This is a genomic window from Allorhizobium paknamense (assembly GCF_030815125.1).
GTDB lineage: Bacteria > Pseudomonadota > Alphaproteobacteria > Rhizobiales > Rhizobiaceae > Allorhizobium > Allorhizobium paknamense.
The window spans coordinates 69607-88980 of the sequence record NZ_JAUSWH010000009.1 but is presented as its reverse complement, the minus strand read 5'-3'; the positions used below and the strand labels follow the sequence as shown (position 1 = coordinate 88980).

Sequence of the window (19374 nt, the reverse complement as noted above, 5' to 3'; positions counted from 1 at the left end):
TTTCCGGACGGAAAACCGTGACTACACTTTTCCTGGAAATGCTCTGATCTTCGATCCGATGCTCTCGGAAAAATCAGTAATTGCGCGGGCAGGCGTCGATGTAGCGGCGGCCGTAGCGATCGCGATAATAGCACTGGCCCGGCTGGTCGCGCACATTGCCGATCACCGCGCCAGCAACGCCGCCGATGGCGGCACCGACGGCTGCGCCGCGAACATTGCCCGTAGCCAGGCCCCCGATGACAGCGCCGGAGGCTGCCCCGATCCCTGCACCCTTTTCCGTTTCGGTGCAGCCTGCGACGGCCAGACCGGCAATAATGAGTATGATTGCCTTCTTCATGGTTTTCTCCACCTTGTAATCCGTATTTTTTCAGCCGCAGGAGCCCCACACTCCCCTTCGGCACCCCGGTTTTCAGGATGCTGCAGGATGAATTGCCCCTCCAAGGCTGCCCGTGACGTACTGTCCGAGAAGGGCGGCATGGTGGCAAAATATCGTTCACTTAAGGAAAGTCCACTGTTCGGCTGCTGATTTTTAACGCAGTCTTCAGATGTTGATTAGAGACTTCTGATGAAGGCGGGATCAATTGGGCTGTCCAGGAGAGGGTGGGTCGAAGTGATCATTCCGTTGGAACTTGATTCAGATCAAGATTGGCGAGGATGATCGGGTCTAGAGAGGATAGGCGGAAAGCACGCATGGATGTCTCCCGGACAAGCCTGCAAGACCGGACCGGAGGCTAGTGGAATGAATTTGACATTTGATACCCATTTGCGGTGATCTCGAGGATCAAATGTCAAATTCGAAAATTCCACTAGAATCATAAGGTTGCTAGTGGTTTTCATGATTGTGACATTTGCTCTCGAGGGGTGCTGCACAGGGGTGCAAATGTCACAATCAAACCACTAGAGCCGGTTTTACAGGATCAGGCGGTGTTTTCCGTTTTCTGCCGCATGAATGGGCAAATCCTGTCCGATTTGCCTATTCATGCGGCAGGAAGAAGAGGTCGCGGGGGCTCGCGCCATTTGTCGCAGTTTAGAATGACTATATAAAACAGGGTTGACCGCAGCCCGGAACACACTCAAAAGAGTGTTGAGAAGATTGGAGCAAGCGCAATGGATTTCGAGGCGTTTTTCAAGAGCGAACTGGGTGGTCTGCATGAAGAGGGCCGCTACCGGGTGTTCGCCGATCTGGAACGCCAGCAGGGCCAGTTTCCCCGCGCCACGCGCTACACCGAAGCCGGCTCCCATGATGTGACGGTCTGGTGTTCCAACGACTATCTCGGCATGGGCCAGAACCCGTCCGTGATCGCGGCCATGAAAGAAGCCATCGATCACTGTGGCGCGGGTGCTGGAGGCACCCGCAATATCTCCGGCACCAATCACTACCACGTCCTGCTGGAGCAGGAACTCGCCGATCTGCATGGTAAGGAATCGGCGCTGATCTTCACTTCCGGCTATATTTCCAACTGGGCGACGCTCGGCACGCTTGGCCAGAAAATTCCCGGTTTGATCATTTTTTCCGATGCGCTCAATCACGCTTCGATGATTGAAGGCATTCGCTATGGCCGCTGCGAAAAAGTCATCTGGAAGCATAACGATCTGAAAGATCTCGAAGCCAAGCTTGCTGCAGCCGATCCGAAGGCGCCGAAGCTGATTGCCTTTGAATCCGTCTATTCCATGGATGGCGATATCGCGCCGATCAAGGAGATCTGTGATCTTGCCGATCGCTTTGGCGCCATGACCTATCTTGATGAAGTGCATGCGGTGGGCATGTATGGCCCGCGTGGCGGCGGTGTTGCCGAACGCGAAGGCTTGATGGACCGCCTGACCATTATTGAAGGCACGCTCGGCAAGGCTTTCGGTGTCATGGGTGGCTATATCGCGGCCTCCAACGCGCTGTGCGATTTCATCCGCTCCTTTGCCTCCGGCTTCATTTTCACCACAGCGCTGCCGCCGTCGCTGGCCGCAGGCGCCATCGCTTCGATCCGCCATTTAAAGTCCAGCCAGCTGGAGCGTTTCGCTCATCAGGAGCGTGTGCGTCGCCTGCGGTCCATGCTGGATGCGAGCGGCATTCCGCATATGCCCAATCCCAGCCATATCGTGCCGGTGATGGTGGGCGACGCTGCCAAGTGCAAGTGGATTTCCGATATCCTGCTGGACAATTTCAACATCTACGTCCAGCCGATCAACTATCCCACGGTGCCGAAAAAGACCGAACGTTTGCGTATCACGCCGACGCCGCTGCATTCCGATGCGGATCTGGAGCATCTGGTCGGGGCGCTGCATCAATTGTGGTCGCGCTGTGCCCTGGCCCGCGCGGTGGCCTGAGCTTTATCTCTATTCCGATCTGTCGAAGCGCGGGTGCATTTACTGCGCCGTGTGTTTTCTCAAATGCACGGCGTTGTCGGTGTTTCGGTCCGGAAACACGATAACATTTCAGGCAGCGGCGGCTTTTTCGATGATGACCCGGGCTTGGCGGCGCGCTTGCGCATCGGCAGCCAGGACAGCGTCCAGCCCCTGAGTGTTTTCGAAGGTCTGAAGCGCGTCCATGACCTCTTCCACGATCTCCGCCATGGAGAGAAAGCCGATACGCCCCTCCACGAAGGCGTGAAACGCCGTTTCCTCCGCAGCATTCAGCACGGCGGCCTGCAGTCCGCCCCGTTCCAATGCGGTGCGTGCCAGCCGAAGGGCTGGAAAACGTGATTCGTCCGGCGCTTCGAAATCGAGCCGCGCCAGTTTGGTAAAATCCAGCCGCTCGACATCCAGTTGCCCGCGCTCCGGATAGGTCAGCGCATAGGCAATGGCGGTGCGCATGTCGGGCACGCCAAGCTGCGCCATCACCGACCCATCGCTATAGCCCACCATGGAATGCACGATGGATTGCGGGTGGATGATGACTTCCACCTGATCCGGCCGCAAATGAAAGAGATGCTTAGCCTCGATCATCTCCAGCGCCTTGTTGAACATCGAGGCGCTGCCGATCGAGACCTTCAGGCCCATGGACCAGTTCGGATGGCTGCGGGCCGTCTCGACAGTGACATCCGCCATTTCGGCACGGCTGAAGGTGCGGAAAGGGCCGCCTGATGCCGTGAGCACGATCCGCTCCAATGCGGCGCGGTGATCGCCGGTCAGGCATTGGAAAATGGCCGAATGTTCGCTATCCACCGGCAACAGCCGCCCGCCAGCCCGATCGATGGTCTCCATGAAAAGAGCACCGGCTGACACCAGACATTCCTTATTGGCAAGCGCGATATCTGCGCCGCGCCGGGCAGCGGCCAGTGTCGGCGCCAGACCTGCCGTGCCGGCAATGGCGGCCATGACCCAATCCGCTTCGGCCTCGGCTGCTTCCTGAAGTCCGCTTTCGCCGGCGGCAACGGCAATGCCGCTTCCGGCAAGAGCATCCTTCAGGGCATTATAAAGAGAGGGGTCGGCGGTGACGGCCAGTTGCGCGCGGCAGGCCTTGGCCTGCTCGGCCAAAAGCCGAATATTGGCTTGGCCGGTGATCGCCATGATCTCATAACGATCGCTGCCGCCCAGTTGGCGGATGACATCCAGCGTGTTGACGCCGATCGATCCCGTGGACCCAAGAATAGTCAGGCGGCGTGGATTGGCTTTGGCCATGCTCATGCAACGATCCGGCAGAGGTGTTAACGCGCCCGCCGGACAGCCGGAAGGCTTGATACCCAGCCTCTACTAGAGTGTTTCCAGGAAAAGTGGAAGCCGGTTTTCCGTCCGGAAATACGCAGAAACAAAGAGCCAGAGTGTTTCCAGGAAAAGTGGAAGCCGGTTTTCCGTCCGGAAACACGTGAAAACAAAGAGCTAAAGTGTTTCCACGCTTCTATGGAGCATGGAAATACTCCAGGGATGGGGCGTGCGGGCAATTGGCTGCGCGAGGATCAACTCATCTCCCCTCAAAAAGTAGGGAGAAAAGGTCCCTCAGCCTTGATCCGATTCAAGATCGAAACGGCTGCGATCGTGCAAACGGCAATGATGGCGGCGCCAAGCCCAAGAACAATCATTGTTCACTCCTCAAAGGCCACCTTGGCCTTGAAAAACTAAGGCAGAGAAAGCTTGCCCGAGACTGGAGGATGCATGCGCTTTGCTTGTTTTCTAAAAAGAAAGCTGCTGTGACACATGCTGGTCAAATTCCTTAAAGAGTATTAACTCGGGATTAATAAATTAACCATAAAAAGTTTACGGTAACCGCGAAAGTCTTGAACGGTGTGTCGAACAAGTCGCAGCGCGTTGCCAGTGCAGGACGTAGGAGCGGATCAAACGATCTGCCCGGCATGACGCCATCCCTCCGTGCCGGTTTTACTCCGGTATCTTCTTTATCGATCGAGATGAGACTGACGTTTTTCGGATAGGGGCAAAAATGTCCTCGGTTTGCACCGTATCCAGAAAATGTCCGTGGCGGGCAGCGGGTGGCCGAGATCGGCAGCCCCGAGCCTTTGTGGGGGTTCCGGCCTCAGCGCCGATCTTGCGGGGATGGCAGTGGTGCAGCAGAGCGAAACAGACAAGGCAAGCGCATCGCAAACGGGCAGCTTGCGTGACAGGTTGAATTTTTCGGGCCTCGATCAGGAGATCTGCGCGCTGATCCGCCAGCATCGCCTGAAGCTCGAGCCGGGTGCTCAGGAGGGCATTCGCGAGTTTTTTCGCCGCTTGCAGAACACGCCTGCCGCCGCGCGGCAATTTTCAGGCGATCGGCAATTGGATCGCCTTCAGGATCTTTACGCCTCCCATTGGGAGGTGATGACGGATGCGCGTTTCGATGGGCTCTATGCCGAACGCGTCAAGCTGCTCTCCGACACCCAGAGCCGCATGGGGCTCGATCCGCGCTGGCATATCGCCGGCCATGGCCTGGTGCTGGAACGGTTGGTGACGGCGGTGATGGGCGATCTGGCGGGGCGCGGCTTTTTCCCGTCCAGCAAGAAGCGTCTTCAGGAATTGAAGGGCCTCGTCGCGGCCCTCATCCGCCTCGTCATGGTGGATGTGGAGATCGCGGTATCGCTCCGCTTCAATGAATTGCGCGTCAAGCATCATAAGGATGTGGCCGAGACCCGGCGTAGCGAGCGGGAACAGGTGAATGCGCTGTTTCGCGATGCCTTCCAGTCGCTTGCGGAGGGTGATCTGTCCTGCCGCCTCGAAACCGAAGTGCCAGAGGACTATCGCGATCTCGTCACCACCTTCAATGCCGCCATGGACAGCATCTGCGCGGCCCTTTCCGCTGCGGATGGTTATCGTGAAACCGCCGAGGCAGCCAGTGCGGCACTCGGCGAGGATGCCGGGCGCTTCAGCGAGCGCGCAACTGCGCTGACATCCCGCCTGTCGGTCAGCGGTGAGGCCCTGCGCAAGGCGGCGGACGATCTGAAGGGCAGCGCCAGCCGCTCCCGCGATACCGAAGCCCAGGTCGCCAGAACGGCCAGGGCTGTGGAGGAAAGCGGCGAAATCGCCGGCAAGGCCATGAATGCCATGGCCGATATCGAGGCGTCCGCCGAGGAAATCGGCAAGATCATCGGCTCCATCGACGAGATTGCCTTCCAGACCAATCTTCTGGCGCTCAATGCCGGTATCGAGGCGGCGCGCGCCGGTGATTCCGGTCGCGGTTTTGCCGTCGTGGCCCAGGAAGTGCGGGCGCTGGCGCAGCGCTCGGCCGAATCCGCCCGCCAGATCAAGGCGCTGGTGGCCACCACCAAGGATCAGGTGGATGCGGGCGTGCAGATGGTCAACCGGACACAGGATGCCATCTCCGCCATCGTTTCCCAGGTCTCCGGCATTAATGACGTCGTTTCCCATCTTGCGGGGGAGACCGGACGTCAGGCGGGCGAACTGACGGCGCTGGCGGGCGATATTGCCGCCTGCGGACGCGATGTGGAGGGGGCGGCCAGTCTTGCCCACGCTGCCGAGGAGCAGGGGGGCGATCTTCACACCGTCATTCTCGAACTCGGAAAGACGGTCCGACAGTTCCGGATCGAACGGGCCTATCGGCAGGAGAGACCCAGTTATGCGCCGGTGGCGCCTGTGGAGGCGCCCTCAGCCCCGCTGATTGCCTTCGAAACCGAAAAAAATACCGATTTTCTGTTCCCGATTCGCATGGAAGGGCTCTCGGCGTGAGCGGTTTATTTACCAAGCTCTTATACAACAGGGCTTGGGTGCTGCAATTTTCCGCCTTCGGAGCCCGCAAAGACGGGTTTTTAACCGACGCGCGGTAGGGGTGAGACAACGGCAACGTAAGGAATGAGCGATGGCTGGCAAGAAGGGTGCATCGAAGGAGCTGAAGCTGCCTTCGGTTCTGGACTTGAATGAAGCTTCCGCCCTCAAGGACAAGCTTCTGGGGTTGAGGGGCGGTGCGGTGGAGATCGATGCATCCGGGGTGGAGCGCATGGGTGCCCTGTGCGCCCAGGTGCTGGTGTCCGGACAGAAGACCTGGGAAGAGGACAAGCATGCGTTTTCCATTACCAAGGCGTCTGAAGCTTTTACAAAAACTCTGCAGCTCTTGGGCTTGAACAACGATCAACTGATCGCGAAGGAGATTGGGCAATGAAGAAAAAAGTACTGACGGTGGATGATTCCCGGACGATCCGGAACATGCTCCTCGTCACCCTGAACAATGCAGGGTTCGAAACCATCCAGGCAGAGGATGGCGTCGAGGGACTTGAAGTTCTGGAAGAGTGCAATCCGGACGTCATCGTCACGGATATCAATATGCCGCGTCTCGATGGCTTCGGCTTCATCGAAGGCGTTCGCAAGAACGAGAAATATCGGGCCGTTCCGATCCTCGTTCTCACCACGGAAAGCGATGCCGAGAAGAAGAACCGCGCCCGCCAGGCCGGTGCGACCGGCTGGATCGTCAAGCCCTTCGATCCGACCAAGCTGATCGACGCAATCGAACGTGTAACCGCCTAAAGCAAGGTTTCCCGCGATGGATATGAACGAAATCAAAGAGATCTTCTTCCAGGAATGCGAGGAGCAACTCGCGGAACTGGAATCCGGTCTTCTCAAAATGAATGATGGAGATCGCGATCCGGAGACGGTCAACGCCGTTTTCCGAGCTGTTCATTCCATCAAGGGCGGCGCGGGCGCATTCGGTCTCGATGACCTGGTTTCCTTCGCACATGTCTTCGAGACCACTCTCGATTGCGTGCGTTCGAACAAGCTCGAACCCACGCAGGATGTTCTGAAGGTCATGCTCCGCTCTGCCGACGTGCTGGCGGACCTGACCAATGCCGCCCGCGACGGCGGCAGTGTCGACGAGTCCCGCTCCAGCGGCCTCGTCAAGGAACTGGAGGCGCTGGCCAATGGTCAGACGCCTGCGCCTTCGGCGGCCGCCGCGCCCAAGCCTGCGGCAAAGCCGGCAGCAAAGGCCGCCGCGCCCAAGGCGGCCCCCAAGGCCGAGGCCCCGGCGGCACCGCCGCCGCCGACAGACGACAGCGGCTTCCAGCCCATTCCATTTTCCTTCGATGAATTTTCCGATGAGGAAGAACCGGTTATCGTGGCGCCGACCCTTGAGGTCATGTTCAAGCCGCGGCGCGAGCTTTATTCCAAGGGCAATGATGCCGCTCTGCTGTTGCGCGACCTCTCCCGCATCGGCGAGATGAGCCTCAACTGCAATACCGATAGCGTTCCGACGCTCGACAGCCTCGATCCGGAAGAAGCCTATTTCTCCTGGAAGATCGCCATCACCTCCGAAAAGGGTGAGGAAGGTGTGCGCACCGTCTTCGAATTCGCCGAATGGGACTGCGACCTTGAGGTCAAGGTTCAGGAAGAGGCGGCTGAAGACGCAGAAGAACTGCCGATGGTGCCGGTGCCCTTCGATCTCTCCGTTCTCGATGAAGGCGTTTCCGAAGCCGACGAGGACAGCGACGCAGGTGACAGCACCGTGGCCGATGCCGTGGAAGCCGCCGAGACGGCGACCAAGGTCGTCAATATGGCCGCATCTGCCGCCCGCGAGAAAAAGGAATCGCCCGCGGCTGCCGCAGCCGCTGCTGCCGCCGCAGCCGCGCAGAACCAGGCCTCCCAGGCCGTTCAGACCATCCGCGTCGATCTCGACCGCGTCGATCGCCTGATCAACCTGGTGGGCGAGCTTGTCATCAACCAGGCCATGCTCTCCCAGAGCGTGATTGAAAACGACACCAACGGCACGTCTTCTATCAATATGGGTCTCGAAGAGCTGCAGCAGCTCACCCGCGAGATCCAGGATTCGGTGATGGCCATCCGCGCGCAGCCGGTCAAGCCGGTCTTCCAGCGCATGTCGCGTATCGTCCGCGAAGTGGCCGATATGGTGGGCAAGTCCATCCGCCTTGTCACGGAAGGTGAAAACACCGAAGTGGACAAGACGGTTATCGACAAGCTCGCCGAGCCGCTGACCCACATGATCCGCAATGCCGTGGACCACGGTATCGAAACGCCTGAAAAGCGCATCGCCAACGGCAAGAACCCGGAAGGCACGGTCAAGCTGACCGCCAAGCATCGCTCGGGCCGTATCGTGATCGAGTTGGTGGATGACGGTGCCGGCATCAACCGCGAGAAGGTTCGCCAGAAGGCAATCGACAACGACCTGATCCCGGCGGACGCCAACCTGTCCGACGAGGAAATCGACAACCTGATCTTCATGCCGGGCTTCTCGACGGCGGACAAGATCTCCGACATTTCCGGCCGAGGCGTCGGCATGGACGTGGTCAAGCGCTCGATCCAGGCGCTGGGCGGCCGCATTTCCATCAGCTCGCGCCCCGGTCAGGGCTCGACCTTCACCATGAGCCTGCCGCTGACGCTGGCCGTTCTGGATGGCATGGTGGTGACGGTTGCCGGTCAGACCCTGGTCGTACCGCTGACGGCGATTGTCGAAACCCTGCAGCCGGAAGCGCAGAACATTCACTCCTTCGGCGCCAACCAGCGCCTGATCTCGATCCGCAACAGCTTCTGCCCGCTGGTCGATGTCGGTCGCATTCTGAACTTCCGCTCCAGCCAGGCCAACCCGATGGACGGCGTGGCGCTGCTGGTGGAATCGGAAGGTGGCGGCCAGCGCGCTCTGATGGTCGATGCCATCCAGGGGCAGCGCCAGGTGGTCATCAAGTCGCTGGAAGCCAACTACACGCATGTTCCGGGCATTGCCGCCGCAACCATCCTGGGTGATGGCCGCGTGGCGCTCATCCTGGACGTCGATGCCGTCGTTGCCGCTTCTCGCGGTCAGTCACTCAAGCAGGAAATGTCGCTAGCCGTCGCAGGGTAATTGCATGTCGTATGCGGTCAAAAATCTGGCTCAGGGAAATCGGGAGCTCATCGCCTTCCGGATCGGTGATCAAGAGTTTTGCGTCAACATCATGTCGGTGCGGGAGATTCGTGGTTGGACGCCCGCAACGCCACTGCCGCATTCACCGCATTACGTCATGGGTGTCATCAACCTGCGCGGTGCCGTGCTGCCGATCATCGATCTGGCGTCACGGCTTGCAATGAAACCGGCGGAGCCGACCCCGCGCCACGTCATCATCGTGGCCCAGGTTCGCTCCAAGGTTGTCGGTCTTCTCGTGGATGCGGTTTCCGACATCTTAACGGTGACCGACGATAATATTCAGCCTACTCCGGAGATTTCTTCGGATCTGGAGCGCCAGTATGCCCGAGGCATCCTGGCCATCGAAAAGCGAATGATCTGTCTGATCGAACTGGCAGGTCTATTCAGTGAACCCGAAAGCGAAGCCGCATGATCAACAGCTTTTCTGCGCATAGCCGTCAGGCGGACGACGAGGTCATGGCAAGCGGCGAATACCCGCTGACGCGCCGCGATCTGAACGAGATCGCCGCCATGATCTATTCGGACGCCGGCATTGCGCTGAACGATTCCAAGGCTTCGCTGGTCTATTCGCGGCTGTCCAAGCACATCCGCAATCTGGGGCTCAGCGGCTTTCGCGAATATTGCCAGTTGGTGGCCTCTCCGGAGGGCGCGGCGGCGCGTCGTGAGATGCTGTCGCATCTGACCACCAATTTCACCCGCTTCTTCCGGGAAAACCATCATTTCGATCACCTGCGGACCGAAGTTCTGCCGGGATTGATCAACCGCGCCAAGTCCGGTGGCCGCGTGCGCATCTGGTCAGCGGCCTGTTCGGACGGTCAGGAACCCTATTCCATCGCGCTGACTGTCTTGTCGCTGATGCAGAATATTGCCGATTACGATTTCCGCATTCTGGCAACGGATATCGATCCGAAGATCCTCGCCCTTGCCCGGGCTGGTGCCTATGACGAAAATTCGCTGGAGACCGTCAATCCGGCCATGCGCAAGCAATGGTTCCGCGAGGTGGATGTCGGTGGACGGCGAAAGTTCCAGGTCGATGATCGGGTGAAGAAGCTGATCACCTTCAACGAGCTGAACCTGATGTCGCAATGGCCTGTCAAAGGCCCTTTCGACGTGATCTTCTGCCGCAACGTCGTCATCTATTTCGATGAGCCGACCCAGATGAAGATCTGGTCGCGCTTTGCGGGATTGCTGGCCGAGGGCGGGCATCTTTACATCGGCCATTCCGAACGGGTGTCGGGCGATGCAAAGAATGTTTTCGATAACACCGCTATCACCACCTATAAATATACTGGAAAATTTGGAGGGCGCAGGGCATGACGTCACCTGCTCGCGTTCTTGTCGTCGACGACAGCCCCACCATGCGTGGGCTGATCACGGCGGTCTTGAATTCTGATCCCGAAGTCAGCGTTATTGGTCAGGCGAAGGATGCCATGGAGGCACGCGCCGCCATCAAGCAGCTCAACCCGGACGTGGTGACGCTGGATATCGAAATGCCGGACATGAACGGTCTGGAATTTCTCGAAAAAATCATGCGGCTCAGGCCCATGCCGGTCATCATGGTCTCCACCATGACCCATCGTGGTGCGGAGGCGACACTGGCCGCGCTGGAAATCGGTGCCTTCGATTGCGTCGGCAAACCGATGCCGGGTGAGCCACGCCCCTTCGGCGATCTGGCCGAAAAGGTCAAGGCCGCCGCGCGCTCGCAGCGCCGGCGTGTGGTGCCGCCACCGACGGCTCCCGCTGCCGCGCCTGCCACCGATTTCCGCGTTGGCCGCAAGATCGTCGCTATCGGCTCCTCCACCGGAGGTGTCGAGGCGCTGATTGCCGTACTGCAAAAATTCCCGCGCAATTGCCCGCCGACGGTGATTACGCAGCACATGCCGCCAACCTTTACCAAGAGTTTTGCAGAGCGCCTGAACCGCCTCTGCGCCCCTGTTGTCCAGGAAGCAACGGACGGAGCCCGGCTGGAGATCGGCAAGATCTACCTCGCCCCGGGCGGGGAGCGTCACCTTCAGGTGGTCAATCCCTCCGCGCCCTGCTGCCGCCTGGTCGAACAGCCGCCTGTCAACGGCCATCGGCCTTCGGTCGATGTGCTCTTCGATTCGGTGGCGGAACTGGCCGGACGCAATGCTGTCGGCGTCATACTCACGGGTATGGGACGCGATGGAGCAGCCGGATTGCTCAAGATGCGAAGTGCAGGCGCACGGACCATCGGGCAGAACGAAAAGACCTGTGTGGTCTACGGAATGCCTCGGGTCGCCTATGAATTGGGCGCAGTCGAGCATCAATTGCCGCTTGGATCGATCGGCGAAGAAATTCTCAAACTCACGGCCGCACGGAAAGAAGGTTAAGAATAATGTCGATAGCTGAAAAAATTAAAGTCCTGATCGTGGACGACCAAGTCACCAGCCGATTGTTGCTCAGCGATGCGCTGACGCAGCTCGGCTTCAAGCAGATCACGGCTGCGGGTGACGGCGAGCAGGGCATGAAAATCATGGCGCAACAGCCGCATCACCTGGTCATTTCCGACTTCAACATGCCGAAGATGGATGGGCTGGGTCTCCTGCAGGCCGTTAGAAGCAATCCCGCGACCAAGAAGGCCGCCTTCATCATCCTGACCGCCCAGGGCGATCGGGCACTGGTGCAGAAGGCGGCGCAACTGGGCGCCAACAACGTCCTGGCGAAGCCTTTCACCATCGAAAAGATGAAGGCCGCCATCGAAGCTGTGTTCGGAGCGTTAAAATGAACGAAGAAGCTGCGGCTCGCAGGGTCCATATCATTCAAGGGGAATATAAGGTTATCAGCGACCCGAACGTGGTGCTGTCGACCATTCTGGGCTCCTGCGTGGCCGCATGCTTGCGGGATCCGGTGGCAGGAGTCGGGGGTATGAATCATTTCCTCCTGCCCGGATCTGCCTCGCCCGGAATGGGCGGTGGCGATGCAACGCGATATGGCGTGCATCTTATGGAGCTTTTGATCAACGGCTTGCTGAAGAAGGGCGCAAGGCGTGATCGTCTGGAGGCAAAGATCTTTGGCGGCGCCAAGACCATTGCCACCTTTTCCAATGTCGGCGAGCAGAACGCTGCCTTCGCCATGCAGTTTCTCCGGGATGAAGGCATCAAGGTCATTGGTTCCTCCGTCGGCGGCGAGCATGGGCGCAAGCTGGAATTCTGGCCGGTCAGTGGCCGGGCAAGGCAGTATCCGTTGACCGGTGCTGAAACGCAGAAGACGGTGGCCATGGAGCAGCAGAGACCTGCGCCCGTGCAGAAGCCGGTCGAAAGTTCTATCGAATTCTTCTAAATCGGGGACGTGTGCGACACATGCAGGAAACAACAGACATCACGGGCGTGGAAGAATCCCTGCCGCAAATTCTCATGCGTGTCGTGACCGAACTGCACGATGTCGCCTATCTGATCGAGAGGATAGAACCGCAGATCCTGGACATCGGCGGCCCGAAAGTGCTGGAATCGCCTGAGGCGGTGAAGGTTTTGCAAGGGATCGATCTTGCCGTGCAAAAGGCACGGGGCCTTGCCGAATTCGTGGATACGATCACCGCAGATGTGCCTGAAAACTGGACCGTGGACATGACGACGGCACTCAGCCTCGTCAAGCTTGCGGAAATGCAGCGGGCGCTGGGCGAGGGGCTTCGCCACGGCCACTCACAGCCGCTCAACAAGGCGTCCGGGGATTTCGATTTCTTCTGATGCTGTCACAGCAGCCGGGTAAAAGGGCAGGGAAGACGCTCGCCCCCGCGATCTTCCAGTCTCTTGAAATCAGGCGGCGGATGGCGCAACACGCTTTCATGACATGGCGGCCCTCGTTTCAGGACGGGGGTCGTTTTCGTTTTTGAAGGTGTAGTTTGTATTCAAGAAGTCCTTAAAGGAAACGCTCGCACAAGTTTCGCCAGCTAGGGTCGCGGCAGGGCAAAAGCCGTAACCTCTCTGTTTGACGGTGCGAGACAGAATGAATCTGTTCAATCAATTCCTACAAGTCCTGAAGAATCTGTCGTCTCTGGGACCTGCAAAACTCTGGACCCTTGCCGGGGTCGGACTCGTGTCCATGGCGCTGATCATCGGCGCGGCCTATTTTGTCAACAAACCGGCCTATGAAACGCTCTATGTGGGCCTGGAGCCCTCGGACATCAATCAGATCAGCATCGCGCTCGCCGAAGCCGGCATCGGTTTCCAGACCGGCACCGATGGCAAGAGCGTGCAGGTGCAGGCTGGCATGACCGGCAAGGCGCGCCTGCTGCTGGCGGAGCGCGGCCTGCCCAATAGCACCAATGCCGGTTACGAGCTCTTCGACAATGTCGGTTCTCTCGGCCTCACCTCCTTCATGCAGGAAGTGACCCGGGTCCGCGCGCTTGAAGGGGAAATCGGTCGGACCATCCAACAGATCAATGGTATCGCCGCAGCTCGCGTGCATATCGTCATGCCGGATGTCGGCAATTTCCGCCGGGGCGAGCAAAAGCCCACGGCGTCTGTGATGATTCGTGCCAGCACGGCGACAGGCCGCAAGGCCGCCGCCTCGATCCGTCATCTGGTTGCCTCGGCGGTGCCGGGGCTTGACGTTGATGATGTCACCATTCTCGATTCCACCGGGCAATTGCTGGCCTCCGGGGATGAGACCGGCGGTGTTGCCAACCGCAACCTGACGGCTGTTCAGTCGTTCCAGCAGGAAGTCGAATCGAACATCGACAAGGCTCTCGCGCCCTTCCTCGGCATGGACAATTTCCGCTCCAGCGTGACCGCGCAACTCAATACCGACCAGCAGCAGATCCAGGAAACCATTTACGATCCGGAATCCAAGGTCGAGCGTTCGGTGCGCACCACCAAGGAAGCGCAGAAGTCCGAGCAGCGCCAGTCCGACACCGCAGCGACGGTGGAGCAGAACATTCCGCAGGCTGCGCCCCAGTCCGGCGGCGCGGGTCCGCAATCTTCCGACCAGCAGGACAAGAAGGAAGAGCAGACCAATTACGAAATCAACAGCAAGACGATCGCCACGGTCAAGAATGGCTATAAGCTGGAAAAGCTGTCGGTTGCGGTGGTCGTCAACAAGCAGCGGATCGCGTCCATGGTCGGCGAGCCCGTCGACCAGGCCAAGATCGATGCCTATCTGGCTGAAATGCAGAAGATCGTCACCTCGGCTGCCGGTATCGATCCCAAGCGCGGCGACCTCGTGACGCTGACTGCCATGGACTTCATGGAAAGCCAGCTACTGGAGGATGCCTCCACCGGCCCCGGCGTCATGGACATGCTGAGCCGCAACCTTGCTGGCATCATCAACTCGCTTGCCTTCGTTGCCGTCGCCTTCCTCATCGTCTGGATGGGCCTGCGTCCGATGATCCGCTCCATGGGTGGCGGTGGCGTGGCCACGGCCGAGGGCGGCTCGGATGCCGTGGCCGGTCTTGAATTGCCGGACTTCTCTCCGGGCCTCGATGCCGGCGGCGGCTCGCTGATGGACGGCTTCGGTTCGGACTTCGGATTCGACAGCGCCGACGAAGTTCTGGCCCTCGACAACGACCCGAATGGCGGATTCAATCGCCGTGTCAAGGAAGGTCCAGAACGTCGCCTGGCGCGTATGGTGGAGATCTCCGAGGAGCGGGCCGCGAAGATCCTCCGGAAATGGGCTGTAGACAAAGCTGCCTGACCATTTGCTGATCAAATCACGTCAAAAAGCCTGCGGAGGTCATTTCTCCGCAGGCTTCTGTGTAATTGGTGCAGATATGCAACAGCTTGACCCCGCAAGCGAGTAGCCTTCGCCAATTATTTATCTAAAATAACCAGTGATGATTCGGGGGCTCGAATCAACGGACTCACTGCGGAATGGGCGGCTTCCGCAGCCGTATTCAAGAGAGGATGGCCGTTTTATCCCTTGAAAGGGAAAGATTATGGACGTTGAACTCCTTGAGCCAAGGGGTATTCAGGGGCTCCGAGGCCTGAATACGGCAGAATTGCTTGAGGCTGACCGTATGCGCGAGCAGATGATCGCGCGACTATCAGCCTCTGCCTCGCTTGGAAATCTTCGGGCGGCCATGCGGGTGTTGACCAGCTATGCCGGTGCCTCGCATTTCCTCCTCGCGCGTTACGACCTCATCCAGGAACAGGGGCTCGATTTCGTGGTGACGGCCGATTGGCCGTTCGACCTCGTGCGCGGTCTCGCCATCGAACTGTCCTCGGCCTGCTCCCGCAGCACGGAACTGGAAAAATGCCTTTCGCTGCTACAGGCGAAATTCGTGCTTCTGCCGGATGATCTGGATGTTCCGGAAGGCGCCAGCCGCCAATATTGCTCGGTGATGTTCAATGTCGGGCGCACGCGGTTTGCGCTGGTGATGCTGCTGCCGGAAGGCTTCATCATCTCCCCGGATCGCCTGCGGGAAGTCGGCCTGCTGGCGGCTTATTGTGTCAGCCTGTCCACCGGGCGCGATCAGAAGGCCGATCGCGATTTCGAACTGACGGAACGCGAACTGGAATGCCTGTTCTGGATTGCCGAAGGCAAGACGAGCGACGAGATCGCGACCATTCTTGGAATTTCACGTAATACTATCAATAATTATATCACCAGCGTCATGCGCAAGACGGCCACCAAGACGCGGTCCGAAGCCATTGCCTATGCCGTTCGAAACAATCTTGTTTAAGAGATAACAATGGCTTTCAACGCAGATATATCCAGCGGCAGAATGGGGGCGGCGGGGGATATGCGCGGCCGGTTGACGGCGGGACGCAGCGAGATCTTTCCCAAGCTGATTGCCATGCAAAAGAGCCTGGGCGCGCGCAGTTTTGCGATTTTCCGCGTCGTCGGGTCCGGCTTGCCGCGCAAGCGCAAGCTGCATTGCGAATTCGAAAGCTGGGGGCCGGGCGCGCATGGTGGCCAGAGCGATGCGTTCGTGGCCTGCTACGGCGAGTTCCTGCTGAAGCATATCGATGAATTGCTGCTGCCGCTGATCTGGAATTCCCGCGATGAAGAGGTTCTCTGCCAAAGTGGCGAGTTCGGGGCCTTTGTTACCCGGCTGCCGGTGAGTTCGCTGCCTTTCGCGGGCATTGCCTTTCCGGTACGGCTGGGCGCAGTGGGCAATGGCTATGTGATTTTCGGGTTCAACGCTTCCACCGATATCGGCAGCAGTCTGATCATCGATCTGCACAATCGGTGCTGCAAGCTGATGCTGGATCTGCTGTCGCTGGCGGAGCGCAAGGCCGCACCCTCCGAGGCGCTCAGCGATCGCGAGATTGCCTGCCTTCAACTGGCAGGCGATGGCCGCATCAGTGAAGAAATCGCTGAAAATCTTGGCCTGTCCGTGCACACGGTCAATGCTTATCTCGGCTCCGCGACGATCAAGCTGGATTCGGTCAATCGCATCCAGGCCATCGCCAAGGCTATCCGGCTCGGCTACATCAACTGACTTTATTGGCAGCCGCCTGCGGCAGCGGAGCGGCCACATCCTTGGCCGGTGCCGTTTGCCGGGCTTCGTGCAGCCATTCACGCCAGATGGCGACCAGAATGGCCATCAGCACCGGGCCGACGAACAAGCCGAGAAAGCCCATCGTCTTGACGCCACCCACCAGTCCGAAGAAGGTGGGCAGGAAGGGCAGCTTGATCGGCCCGCCCACGAGGCGCGGGCGAAGCGTCTTGTCCACGATGAAAAGCTCGACCGTGCCCCAGGCCAGGAGGCCGATCCCGGCGACCACGGAGCCGCTGGCGGCGAGATAGATCGAGACCAGCGTGAAGGAAAGCGGCGCGCCGCCCGGAATGAGCGCCATGAAGCCGGTCATGATGCCGAGCGTGACCGGCGAGGGCACGCCCGCAATCCAGTAGGCGGTTCCAAGCACGATGCCTTCGCCGACGGCAATCACACCCATGCCTGTGACGGTGGAACTGATGGTGAGCGGCACGAGGCGCGAAACCCGTTCCCAGCGGCCAGGCAGGATACGCTCCCCAACCACATCCAGTTGCTCCACGATGCGCTCCCCGTCGCGATAGACGAAAAACAGCGAGATGAGCATGAAAAGCAGGGTCAGCAGGCCATGAAAGGCAGAGGAGCCGATGACCAGCAGGCCACGATAGATGGTGCCGATATTGGCGCCGCTGAACAATTGCACCAGTTCGCCCATGGCGCCAGGATGGCCCACATAGCGGCTCCAGTGATCCGCCAGCCACTCCCCGGCCAAGGGGACCTGTAGCAGCCAGGCGGGGGTCGGCGCGCCGATCTCATTGGCCTTCAGCGCCCAGGCACCCCAGGTTTTTACCTCATCCACGGCATAAATGCCGGCGAGAAAAATCGGCACGACGATGAAGGAAACCACAAGAATAATGGCAATGGTGGCGCCCAGCGTCCGATTGCCGCCGACGGCATTCAGCAATTGCCGATAGGCGGGCCAACTGGCGAAGCCGATCACCATCGCCGCCAGAACCGGCACGATGAAACCATAGAAAAAATAGGCACTGGCCAGAAGCACGGCGACCAGCAGCCAGCGGGCTGCCGATGTGGGGCCGACAAGTGCATTACGCTCCGAGACGGTGCGGCGTCCGGCGGGTGTCACGGTCAGCGAACTCTGATCATTCTTGGCGCTTCTCAAGCTCACTGTCATCCACTCCGCCCTGCGGTTGCCCGGGGTCTTCTACCAGATATCTGTAAATCTACACCAGACATCTCAAAAGCCTGTGAAAATTTCGAGGCAAACCCGCTCTTTTTATGGGTGGAGGCACCTTTTTATGCAGTGAATGATTGTGCCCCTGTCTCGGCGACGTTCTTGGAACGGCCTGATCCGCCTTGACATGCCACGGCCCATGCGGGCCGCAGACAGAACGCGGCGTCTAGCTGGATTGTTTCGTAGAGGTTGGATTGGACGCAGGCGCGCCTCAGGCGGCGAGCGCCAGCGCCACGGCCTTGCGGATATCCGGCAGGGCAAAGGGCTTGGGGACAACATCGACAACCTTCTGCATCAGGTCTTCGGCCCGTTCCCGCTGCTCGGCATAGCCGGTCATCAGCAGAATTTTCAATCCGGGGAAATCCGCATGCGCGCGATGCGCAAGTTCGATACCGTCCATGACCGGCATCCGGATGTCGGACAGCAGCAGGTCGAAATGGCTGGTGGACAGCATTTCCAGCCCTTCCGCGCCATCGGCTGCCTCATGGGTTTCATGTCCATCGAGCCGCAATGCCCGGGCAACAAAGGATCGAAGCGAATCCTCGTCTTCGGTGATCAGAATTTTGGCCATGCTCGAATTCCTAACTGACAGCGCTCCGGAAACACCTCATGCGTTTCTCTCGGAACGGGCGGCACGCGATATGCGGGAGTGCGAAAAACTGATCGAATCAGCTCTACTCCTCCCAGCCAAGCGTCCCGTCGCTCAAATCACCAGCTTTTCCTTTTCGATCGGTAAACATCGATGAGACGAAGCGAATGAATGGTTAACAAGTCGTCTCAAAAGCTGACAGCGTCGCCGGTCGTGTTCGCGGTGCTGGCCCTATCGGGAATAAGCTTCAGCCGGTGTTTGGCGGAATCAGGCGTCGCCTGTCACCACGCCGACAAAGGGAAGCTCGCGGAAGGCATAGGCCACGTCCATGCCGTAACCGACGACGAAATAATCCGGGCATTCGAAGCCGACATAATCGGCCTCGAAGTCTTCGGTTCGCTTCACCTTCTTGTCCAGCAGCACGGCGATGGAGACATTGGCTGCACCGCGCTCGAACATCAGATTCCTGGCAAATTGCAGGGTGCGGCCGGATTCCAGAATGTCGTCGATCAGCAGAACATTGCGGCCCCGCACATCGCTGTCGATATCCTTGATGATCTTGACACCCTTGGAGACGGTGCCGGTGCCGTAACTCGACAGGGTGATGAATTCCACCTCCGGGGCAAGGCCGGTATGGTGCAGGGCGCGAATAAGATCGGCTGCGAAGATGAAGGAGCCCTTGAGAACGGCGATGACCAGCAGGTCGTCCGAGGGGCCTTTTGAAATCGCCTCGGCGATTTCCGTATTGCGGGCGGCGATCACCTCGGCGGTGAACAAGGGCTCGATGGTCTTTCCGCGCACGACAGGCATGGACACTCCGGAATGGTCATGGGGGTTGAAAAAAGGCGGCAAAAGGC

At 59.2% G+C, this 19374-nt stretch carries 19 protein-coding genes; 14 read left to right on the top strand and 5 right to left on the bottom strand.

Translation table 11 applies throughout. The features are described from left to right. Positions 1 to 73: 73 nt before the first annotated feature. Complete coding sequence (locus QO005_RS14590) at positions 74 to 337, bottom strand: YMGG-like glycine zipper-containing protein (RefSeq protein WP_307158776.1); 264 nt, start codon at positions 335 to 337, stop codon at positions 74 to 76. Between the two features lie 770 nt (positions 338 to 1107). On the opposite strand from QO005_RS14590, the gene hemA reads away from it, so the two are divergent. After that, complete coding sequence (hemA, locus tag QO005_RS14585; protein WP_307158775.1) at positions 1108 to 2322, top strand: 5-aminolevulinate synthase; 1215 nt, start codon at positions 1108 to 1110, stop codon at positions 2320 to 2322. 108 nt (positions 2323 to 2430) lie between these two features. Here the strand turns inward: hemA and dxr are convergent, their stop codons facing one another. Next, a complete protein-coding gene (dxr, locus tag QO005_RS14580) occupies positions 2431 to 3621 on the bottom strand; it encodes a 1-deoxy-D-xylulose-5-phosphate reductoisomerase (protein WP_307158774.1) in 1191 nt (396 codons plus the stop codon). Between the two features lie 861 nt (positions 3622 to 4482). Between dxr and QO005_RS14575 the strand changes: the two genes are divergently transcribed. The 13 genes from QO005_RS14575 (at position 4483) to visR (ending at position 16682) form a co-directional block, all read left to right on the top strand. Then, positions 4483 to 6108 (top strand): globin-coupled sensor protein, encoded by a 1626-nt coding sequence (locus QO005_RS14575; RefSeq protein WP_307158889.1) that lies wholly within the window; start codon positions 4483 to 4485, stop codon positions 6106 to 6108. 130 nt (positions 6109 to 6238) lie between these two features. Then, the gene (locus tag QO005_RS14570) at positions 6239 to 6538 is read left to right on the top strand and encodes an STAS domain-containing protein (RefSeq protein WP_307158773.1); all 300 of its coding nucleotides are present in this window, start codon (positions 6239 to 6241) and stop codon (positions 6536 to 6538) included. Then, a complete protein-coding gene (gene cheY1 / locus QO005_RS14565; RefSeq protein ID WP_027486933.1) occupies positions 6535 to 6900 on the top strand; it encodes a chemotaxis response regulator CheY1 in 366 nt (121 codons plus the stop codon). The genes QO005_RS14570 and cheY1 overlap by 4 nt, the downstream gene beginning before the upstream one ends. A gap of 16 nt (positions 6901 to 6916) precedes the next feature. Continuing rightward, a complete protein-coding gene (locus QO005_RS14560) occupies positions 6917 to 9223 on the top strand; it encodes a chemotaxis protein CheA (protein ID WP_307158772.1) in 2307 nt (768 codons plus the stop codon). 4 nt (positions 9224 to 9227) lie between these two features. Continuing rightward, positions 9228 to 9695: a chemotaxis protein CheW gene (locus QO005_RS14555; RefSeq protein WP_307158771.1), complete on the top strand. Its 468-nt coding sequence runs from the start codon at positions 9228 to 9230 to the stop codon at positions 9693 to 9695. Beyond that, positions 9692 to 10600 (top strand): protein-glutamate O-methyltransferase CheR, encoded by a 909-nt coding sequence (cheR, locus tag QO005_RS14550; RefSeq protein WP_307158770.1) that lies wholly within the window; start codon positions 9692 to 9694, stop codon positions 10598 to 10600. Before QO005_RS14555 ends, cheR begins: the two co-directional genes overlap by 4 nt. Beyond that, complete coding sequence (cheB, locus tag QO005_RS14545) at positions 10597 to 11634, top strand: protein-glutamate O-methylesterase CheB (protein WP_307158769.1); 1038 nt, start codon at positions 10597 to 10599, stop codon at positions 11632 to 11634. The genes cheR and cheB overlap by 4 nt, the downstream gene beginning before the upstream one ends. Positions 11635 to 11639: 5 nt before the next feature. After that, positions 11640 to 12029, top strand: coding sequence for a response regulator (locus QO005_RS14540; RefSeq protein WP_027486928.1), 390 nt, complete (start codon positions 11640 to 11642; stop codon positions 12027 to 12029). After that, the gene (gene cheD / locus QO005_RS14535) at positions 12026 to 12583 is read left to right on the top strand and encodes a chemoreceptor glutamine deamidase CheD (RefSeq protein WP_307158768.1); all 558 of its coding nucleotides are present in this window, start codon (positions 12026 to 12028) and stop codon (positions 12581 to 12583) included. Before QO005_RS14540 ends, cheD begins: the two co-directional genes overlap by 4 nt. A gap of 20 nt (positions 12584 to 12603) precedes the next feature. Further along, complete coding sequence (gene cheT, locus QO005_RS14530; RefSeq protein ID WP_307158767.1) at positions 12604 to 12987, top strand: chemotaxis protein CheT; 384 nt, start codon at positions 12604 to 12606, stop codon at positions 12985 to 12987. Positions 12988 to 13246: 259 nt separating this feature from the next. Continuing rightward, complete coding sequence (gene fliF, locus QO005_RS14525) at positions 13247 to 14932, top strand: flagellar basal-body MS-ring/collar protein FliF (protein WP_307158766.1); 1686 nt, start codon at positions 13247 to 13249, stop codon at positions 14930 to 14932. A 241-nt stretch (positions 14933 to 15173) separates the two neighbouring features. Continuing rightward, positions 15174 to 15920, top strand: coding sequence for a transcriptional regulator VisN (visN, locus tag QO005_RS14520; protein ID WP_307158765.1), 747 nt, complete (start codon positions 15174 to 15176; stop codon positions 15918 to 15920). Between the two features lie 9 nt (positions 15921 to 15929). Next, a complete protein-coding gene (gene visR, locus QO005_RS14515) occupies positions 15930 to 16682 on the top strand; it encodes a transcriptional regulator VisR (protein ID WP_307158764.1) in 753 nt (250 codons plus the stop codon). On the opposite strand, the gene QO005_RS14510 is transcribed toward visR, so the two are convergent. From QO005_RS14510 to hpt, 3 genes are all read right to left on the bottom strand, one after another. Further along, on the bottom strand, positions 16675 to 17868 hold the full coding sequence (locus QO005_RS14510) for an AI-2E family transporter (RefSeq protein ID WP_307158763.1): 1194 nt from the start codon (positions 17866 to 17868) through the stop codon (positions 16675 to 16677). The two genes, visR and QO005_RS14510, sit on opposite strands and share 8 nt — an antisense overlap. 271 nt (positions 17869 to 18139) lie before the next feature. Beyond that, positions 18140 to 18499, bottom strand: a complete 360-nt coding sequence (locus QO005_RS14505) for a response regulator (protein ID WP_307158762.1) — start codon at positions 18497 to 18499, stop codon at positions 18140 to 18142. 285 nt (positions 18500 to 18784) lie between these two features. Then, complete coding sequence (hpt, locus tag QO005_RS14500; RefSeq protein WP_307158761.1) at positions 18785 to 19327, bottom strand: hypoxanthine phosphoribosyltransferase; 543 nt, start codon at positions 19325 to 19327, stop codon at positions 18785 to 18787. Between the last annotated feature and the right edge of the window lie 47 nt (positions 19328 to 19374).

What these genes read in the sequence shown, in the direction of transcription:
- QO005_RS14505 (WP_307158762.1), bottom strand. Translation starts at nt 18,499, where the DNA reads ATGGCCAAAATTCTGATCACCGAAGACGAGGATTCGCTTCGATCCTTT.
- cheY1 (WP_027486933.1), top strand. Translation starts at nt 6,535, where the DNA reads ATGAAGAAAAAAGTACTGACGGTGGATGATTCCCGGACGATCCGGAAC.
- dxr (WP_307158774.1), bottom strand. Translation starts at nt 3,621, where the DNA reads ATGAGCATGGCCAAAGCCAATCCACGCCGCCTGACTATTCTTGGGTCC.
- visN (WP_307158765.1), top strand. Translation starts at nt 15,174, where the DNA reads ATGGACGTTGAACTCCTTGAGCCAAGGGGTATTCAGGGGCTCCGAGGC.
- hpt (WP_307158761.1), bottom strand. Translation starts at nt 19,327, where the DNA reads ATGCCTGTCGTGCGCGGAAAGACCATCGAGCCCTTGTTCACCGCCGAG.
- QO005_RS14575 (WP_307158889.1), top strand. Translation starts at nt 4,483, where the DNA reads ATGGCAGTGGTGCAGCAGAGCGAAACAGACAAGGCAAGCGCATCGCAA.
- cheB (WP_307158769.1), top strand. Translation starts at nt 10,597, where the DNA reads ATGACGTCACCTGCTCGCGTTCTTGTCGTCGACGACAGCCCCACCATG.
- QO005_RS14540 (WP_027486928.1), top strand. Translation starts at nt 11,640, where the DNA reads ATGTCGATAGCTGAAAAAATTAAAGTCCTGATCGTGGACGACCAAGTC.
- fliF (WP_307158766.1), top strand. Translation starts at nt 13,247, where the DNA reads ATGAATCTGTTCAATCAATTCCTACAAGTCCTGAAGAATCTGTCGTCT.
- cheD (WP_307158768.1), top strand. Translation starts at nt 12,026, where the DNA reads ATGAACGAAGAAGCTGCGGCTCGCAGGGTCCATATCATTCAAGGGGAA.
- QO005_RS14570 (WP_307158773.1), top strand. Translation starts at nt 6,239, where the DNA reads ATGGCTGGCAAGAAGGGTGCATCGAAGGAGCTGAAGCTGCCTTCGGTT.
- visR (WP_307158764.1), top strand. Translation starts at nt 15,930, where the DNA reads ATGGCTTTCAACGCAGATATATCCAGCGGCAGAATGGGGGCGGCGGGG.
- QO005_RS14590 (WP_307158776.1), bottom strand. Translation starts at nt 337, where the DNA reads ATGAAGAAGGCAATCATACTCATTATTGCCGGTCTGGCCGTCGCAGGC.
- QO005_RS14510 (WP_307158763.1), bottom strand. Translation starts at nt 17,868, where the DNA reads ATGACAGTGAGCTTGAGAAGCGCCAAGAATGATCAGAGTTCGCTGACC.
- cheT (WP_307158767.1), top strand. Translation starts at nt 12,604, where the DNA reads ATGCAGGAAACAACAGACATCACGGGCGTGGAAGAATCCCTGCCGCAA.
- cheR (WP_307158770.1), top strand. Translation starts at nt 9,692, where the DNA reads ATGATCAACAGCTTTTCTGCGCATAGCCGTCAGGCGGACGACGAGGTC.
- hemA (WP_307158775.1), top strand. Translation starts at nt 1,108, where the DNA reads ATGGATTTCGAGGCGTTTTTCAAGAGCGAACTGGGTGGTCTGCATGAA.
- QO005_RS14555 (WP_307158771.1), top strand. Translation starts at nt 9,228, where the DNA reads ATGTCGTATGCGGTCAAAAATCTGGCTCAGGGAAATCGGGAGCTCATC.
- QO005_RS14560 (WP_307158772.1), top strand. Translation starts at nt 6,917, where the DNA reads ATGGATATGAACGAAATCAAAGAGATCTTCTTCCAGGAATGCGAGGAG.